Origin of the sequence: Porphyromonas sp. CAG:1061 (assembly GCF_000435035.1) — a bacterium.
Lineage (GTDB): Bacteria > Bacteroidota > Bacteroidia > Bacteroidales > Porphyromonadaceae > Porphyromonas_A > Porphyromonas_A somerae.
In genome coordinates this window covers 1-6161 of record NZ_HF988872.1, presented here as the reverse complement: position 1 = coordinate 6161, position 6161 = coordinate 1, and the positions used below count along the sequence as shown (strand labels likewise).

Here is a 6161-nt window from a genome sequence, read left to right as displayed (position 1 = left end):
AAAAAGGCTCCACCGAAGTGGAGCCGTAATAACTTCGGCATATAGCCTTGTTATGAAAAGATTACTTTAGGGAATAATCTTCTACCGCAAATGTAGGTAATATATTTGAACCTTCCAAATATATTATCTACATTTGTTTATAATGTTAAACATCTCAAAATGTAATATGCTATGATCACACTAGGTCTAGATATCGGTGTCAGTAGCTTAGGTACAGCTATCGTCGACACTCAGAAGAACCAAATACTTCACACAGGAGTCTATGTATTCCCCGCCGGCAAAGAGGCATTCGGCACCAATAAGGAGAAGCCAAAAAACGAGACGCGCAGGGTCGCAAGGCAAGGTCGCAGACAAAACTATAGGCGTCGTTTGCGTCGCTCTCAGTTGCTCAAGTTTCTCTATCAACTCAGTGAGCTCAATAGTCCGGAAGGGGATCGCTATGTGCCACTTACTTTTGAGGAGATAGATGCTTGGCTCTCCTGGGATAAGGAGGGGAAGACGGCGGCACGCCAGTTTCCCGATAGCGAAGCTTTTAGAGCTTGGATGGCGATGAACCCTTATGAGATTCGCTCAAGAGCGGTAGAGGGGAGCATCACGAGGGCCGAGTTTGGTCGTCTATTGTACCACATCATCCAGCGACGTGGCTTCCAATCTTCACGCAAGATGAAGGCAGATGAGGGAGCGATGGCGAAAGGAAAAGATGACATCATCGGCTACACCCAAACCAAGTCGGAGATAGGAGAGCAGACCCTTGGGCAATATCTGTATCAGATAAGTGCTAAGGAGGGAGAGCCATTTACCCAACGCGAGGAGAAACCCAGAGGGAGGTATACTCTCCGCAGTATGTATGTGGAGGAGATGGAGCGCATTTGGGGTCAACAGTCTAAGCGACTCGGTCTAGAGGGACTTGAGATAGAGGGCACTCCCGTCAAAGAGCTCTTGATCGGACAGATTAGCCACGATCCAGAGAGTGGAGAGCTGCTCTATAAGTCCAATGATAGCGTCCTCTTTTGGCAACGTCCACTTCGTTCGCAAAAGCATCTAATCAATAAGTGTAGCCTTGAGAGCCGCAAGATGTACGACCCAGTGAAGCAACGCCACTATATCCAAGGGCCACGTGTAGCTGCTGTATCTCATCCTACTAGCGAATTTCATAGGGCTCTTCAGGTGCTGAGCAATGTGAGGGTAGAGGGACGTACGCTCTATGATATGGGGTTATTCCAAACCTCCCTCGACTTCCTCTGCTCCAAAAACAGCAAGACCATCAAAGTGGCTGACCTGAAAAGGCACCTCAGCTTAGTCTCCAAGCTCAATTACGACGATGACCAAACCCTCCCAGGGTGCCCTACTATCGCCAGTATCACCGACCTTTTTGAAAAGGGTGCATTGAGCTACCACTATGGCGAGACCGATACCATATATATAGATATCTGGCAGAAGCTACTCTTTTACGACGATGAGAGACTGCTTGAGAAGAACATCGCCGACTATGCCCAGGACAAGGGGTTAAAGCTCAAAGCCGACTTTGCCAAGCGACTAGAGGGCATCAATCTCGTTGATGATTACGGCTCCATCTCCATTCATGCAATGGACAATATCATTCCATTCCTACTCCAAGGGCGAAGCCACACAGAGGCAATTTTCCTCGGTGGCGTTAAAAATGCGTTTGGTCCGAGGTACTACTACTTTGAGAAAGAGGAGCAGATGTGGCAAGAGCTACTCCAGATTATTAATGAGCCAGCCTCTAAGGGCGAGAAGATCGACCGTCTGATAGAGTTCCTAAGCAATCCCGACGAGCAGACCGGTTTGGACGAAAAGCGACTACGGATGAAGCTCTACCACCCTACCCAGTCGGTGCAAAAGATAGAGATACAGAACAGACTAGGGGAAGTAGATAATCTCCGCAACCCCATCGTGGAGCAAGCACTTTGGGCGGTACGGAGGCAGGTCAATGCTCTTATTGATCAAATGATTGAGCAGACTGGCAACCCCAACTTTAGGTTCGATCGCATCACCATAGAGCTCTCTCGTGACCTCAAGTCGTCCCTTGACCGACGCCTCAAGATACGCCAGGAGCAAGAGGCCAATCGGGCAGAAAATGAGGAGGCAGTGATGTGGCTAAGAGCACTCAACGTGCAGGTCAATCGAGATAATATCCTTAAATACCGCCTCCATAAAGAGCTCCAGCAGCAAGATGGAATTGCCCGCTGCCCTTATACTGGTAAGACTATTAATCCAGCTCATCTCTTCGCTGGCAATAACTACTTCCAGATAGAGCACATTATCCCTCGAAGCATCTCCCTTGATGATAGCTTCGGTAATAAGACTCTCTGCGAATCCAATTTCAATAGAGAGAAGGGCAATAAGACCCCTTACGAGTTTTACTCCGTCAACTCTAGCAAAACCCTTTGGGGTGCAGAGGATTGGGACGAGATTACACATCGAGTAAGGAGAGTACTGCCAGCACGTAAAGCGAGTCGCTTCCTATCCAAGCGGAGTGCCCAAGAGCAACTAGAGGAGCTACCCAATAAGATGCTCAATGATACCGCCTATATGTCAGTAAAGGCACGTGAATACCTCACTACCATCTGCGGTGATGTTCGCTCCGTTACCGGCCATATCACTGCCGACCTCAGGCGGATGTGGCAACTCAATAAGATCCTAGGCGAGACCTATGAATGCGCCCCAGGAGCCGTGAGCGAGGAGCTGATAGCCAGAGGCGATACCGATGTCTACGCCCTCCTCGATAGCGAGTCACAGGTGGTCAATCGCGTGGCACCAAAGCTCAATCTTATCCCCAATCCCACGGCAGATGAGATCCGTATCCCTGTGGTGGTCAAGGGGTCTAAGCTATACCGCGACGGCAAGGAGTACCCCAAGCCAGCCCATCTAGATCTCAGTGGAGTGACGGGCGAGGCACTCATCGCCTACCACCGAGTAGGCGGTACCCCACACTGCCAGCCCCTCTTCAACCCCAAGCCCTCTGCTAAGGATAGGCTAGTGGTGCCAGCTACCATTAATAGCAAGAACCAATTGACCAGCGACTATATTGAGGCACTCCGAAAGGTCAAGAGAGGTAATTACCCTACTGAGCCAGGAAAGTACTGGGTCACTCTTCAGCTTAAAGGCGAACCCATTTGGGAGCTTCCTAGCAATAAAAAGAGAGTGGCAGCCAATGCGGTAAGGGTATCGGGCCGACTCAATGGCAACGCTTTCTGGAGCCCTCTCTTTGAGACCGAAGTGGATAGTAGTGTGGTCAATATGGAGGAACACCGCAATCGCACCGCCTATCTCAATCTAGACTACGACACCGCAGAGTTTACCAAGATGCTTCGCCCTGCACCTGAGGTGGGAGAGGGAGAGCTACTACTCACAGGAGTCGCCAACCACGGTTCGCTCCTTCTGGATCAGTGCGACGGCAAGACAATCGATGTACAGCATTTGAATCTCCAAGAGCAGACCAAGTATTATGTATCCTTACGGTACGGAGAGACCATTTCTCCAGAAGAGCGGGTCACCATCTATCCATTGTATGCCAAAGCTCCAACACCAAGGAGTGGCGAAGTACTGCTAGAGGGAAAGCTCTTCCTACTTGATAAATCTCAAGACCTCTACGCTTTAGAACCGGTCAAGAATAGAGATGACCATAGGCACCACGCTGTAGACGCCTTGGTGATTGCACTGGCCAAACAAAACTACGTCACGGAGCTTTCAACTTACAACAGGCAAGATGACTCCTACCGACAAGGAGAGAGGCTAAAGCCACGCTTTGATCTACCGTGGGATGGCTTTAGAGAAGAGGCAGAGCAATCCATCAATGATATCTTGGTGGTACATAAAAAGAACCGAGTGGATCCCCTCTCCAAGGTGACCCGTAAGATCACCAAGAATGGCAAGGTCTATACCTCTGAAGGTTACGCCGTAAGAGGTGCCTTGCACATGGATACCATCTATGGTCAGAGAAAAGCACCAGGGCAGACAGAGGTGGGGTATCACTCTAGGAAGAGCATCACCGAAGTGACCAATATGAGCCAACTGAATAAAGTGGTGGATGCCGCTATTAGGAAAGAGATGCTGCGGATACTCAAGGAGGAGTTGGGGCTTGATACAAGCAATTCATCCTTAACTTTCCCAAAGAATGCCTTTATCGATGAGGATGGTAAGACCAAAGTCTATCTCCCCAATCGCAATGGTGGAGAGCCTGTGCCGGTCAAGAAGGTGAGGCTAAGGGAGAATTTTAGTTCGCCTCGATGTCTAAAAAAACAAAACCAATTTGTGAAGACAGAGAATAATCACCACATGCTTGTTTACAAGACAAAGAAAGGTAAGTTTAATGAGTCTATTGTAACGTTTTGGGATGTCGTTGAAAGGTTGAACAGAGGTGAAGCAATATTCCAATTGCCAGAGGATGGGGAAAAGATTATATTTAAGCTTATGGCTAATGATTATTTTATCATAGGTCTAAAGAAGCAGGAGATAATTAGCAACCTATCCAATCCTTCACTGTTAAGTAAGTATTTGTTTCGGGTTACCTCTTTGTCATCAAGAGACTATCGCTTTAGACTCGTCGCAGCTAGTACAGATAAAAACAAGCATGAAAATAGAAGAATTAGAACTCCTAATTTCTTTGATCCCACTAAAGAGAATATCCATGCTGTTGAAGTTGATCTCAATGGTAACATTAGATTAAAAGAGGATGATTAAACGAACCATCACTATATCTAGTCCTGTTCACCTCTCCTTAGAAAACCGCCAATTGGTGATAACCAATAAGGAGACGGAGGAGCGACAGACCCTACCTCTAGCTGAGGTAGGACTATTGATACTGGAGCATCCGAGGGTGACCACCACCCTCCGGATGCTCCAGTACTGTATGGAGGTGGGCTGTATAGTGGTAGTTTGTGATGAGTTTCATATCCCAAGTGGCTACCTCTCTCCACTCGAGGGGCACTCCACACAGGGTGAGCGAACTCGGGAGCAGGTGGCAGCATCTATCCCGACTAAAAAGAGCATCTGGAAGCAGTTGGTCAAGAGCAAGATCCTCAACCAAGCGGCCGTACTAAAGTCACGAGGGATAGAGGAGCACCAAAGGTTACTCAACCTTTCCGATGAGGTGCGGAGTGGCGACCCAGATAATAGAGAGGGAATCGCAGCACGTATCTACTGGAGTGCCCTCCTAGGGGAGGAGTTTATACGAGAGCGAGATGGAGTACCGCCCAACGCCCTATTCAATTATGCCTATGCCATCTTGCGTGCTTCGGTTACCCGATCCATCATCGCTTCAGGTCTCTCCCCAAAGCTGGGGGTACAACACCAAAATAAGTACAACCCCTTTCCGCTCTCCGATGATGTGATGGAGCCCTACCGCCCCTTTGCCGACCTAGCGGTGATGGAGTTGGTGGATAGTGGAGAACTCTCAATTACCAAGGAGAGTAGAGCTCATCTCCGCACTCTATTGGCACAAGATACACTCATCAGTAAGCTCAGGCGGCCACTACTCATCGCTATCTCTATCACCACCAGTTCCCTCGCTCGGGTCTACTCAGGTGGTGCCAAGACACTCGTATTACCTCGAATCCCATAACCAAGGAGTCTCACAATGAATGTTTCAAGAATAAGTGCGTACAAACTTATGTGGATTTTAGTCGCTTTTGATATCCCTGTTCTCACTAAGAAGCAACGAAAGCAGGCGGCAAAGTTTCGAAAGGAGTTACTGGGAGAGGGATATATTATGCTACAGTTTTCGGTCTACATCAAGCCGATCCCATCGATGCAACACCGCCAGCCACTCATCAATAAATTGCGGAAATCACTTCCGGAAGAGGCGGATATTAAGGTGATTACCATTACCGACAAACAGTATGCTGAGATCATACACCTCTCGGGAACGAAGCAAAAGGAACCGAAGATACCGAAAATACGACAGCTATCACTCTTTGAGGAATTTTAGGTAGCTTTGAACTGAAAAAATAGACCCCTATTGGCTCTTTTCATCAAACATCGGCATTTTATTAGACGTCCTACGACCTCTAACCAATTGATATTTACAACTATATATAGCCGATGTTGTGGATTGATTACTTTAGGGAACTAGATACAACAAATACATATAGTACAGTATGCACACACTGTTGTGGATTGATTACTTTAGGGAACTAGAT

3 protein-coding genes are annotated in these 6161 nt (G+C 48.0%); all 3 read left to right on the top strand.

Annotated elements, in window-relative coordinates:
• The first annotated feature begins 171 nt into the window (after positions 1–171).
• From cas9 to cas2, 3 genes are read left to right on the top strand one after another with little or no spacing between them, the layout of a single operon-like run.
• Positions 172–4704: a type II CRISPR RNA-guided endonuclease Cas9 gene (cas9, locus tag QVO39_RS01945; protein ID WP_021902787.1), complete on the top strand. Its 4533-nt coding sequence runs from the start codon at positions 172–174 to the stop codon at positions 4702–4704.
• Complete coding sequence (cas1, locus tag QVO39_RS01940; RefSeq protein WP_021902786.1) at positions 4697–5584, top strand: type II CRISPR-associated endonuclease Cas1; 888 nt, start codon at positions 4697–4699, stop codon at positions 5582–5584. Before cas9 ends, cas1 begins: the two co-directional genes overlap by 8 nt.
• Before the next feature lie 48 nt (positions 5585–5632).
• Complete coding sequence (gene cas2 / locus QVO39_RS01935) at positions 5633–5950, top strand: CRISPR-associated endonuclease Cas2 (protein WP_021902785.1); 318 nt, start codon at positions 5633–5635, stop codon at positions 5948–5950.
• The last annotated feature ends 211 nt before the right edge of the window (positions 5951–6161 follow it).

Excerpts from the sequence above, each read along its gene's own strand:
- cas9 (WP_021902787.1), top strand. The coding sequence starts at position 172 with ATGATCACACTAGGTCTAGATATCGGTGTCAGTAGCTTAGGTACAGCT.
- cas2 (WP_021902785.1), top strand. The coding sequence starts at position 5,633 with ATGTGGATTTTAGTCGCTTTTGATATCCCTGTTCTCACTAAGAAGCAA.
- cas1 (WP_021902786.1), top strand. The coding sequence starts at position 4,697 with ATGATTAAACGAACCATCACTATATCTAGTCCTGTTCACCTCTCCTTA.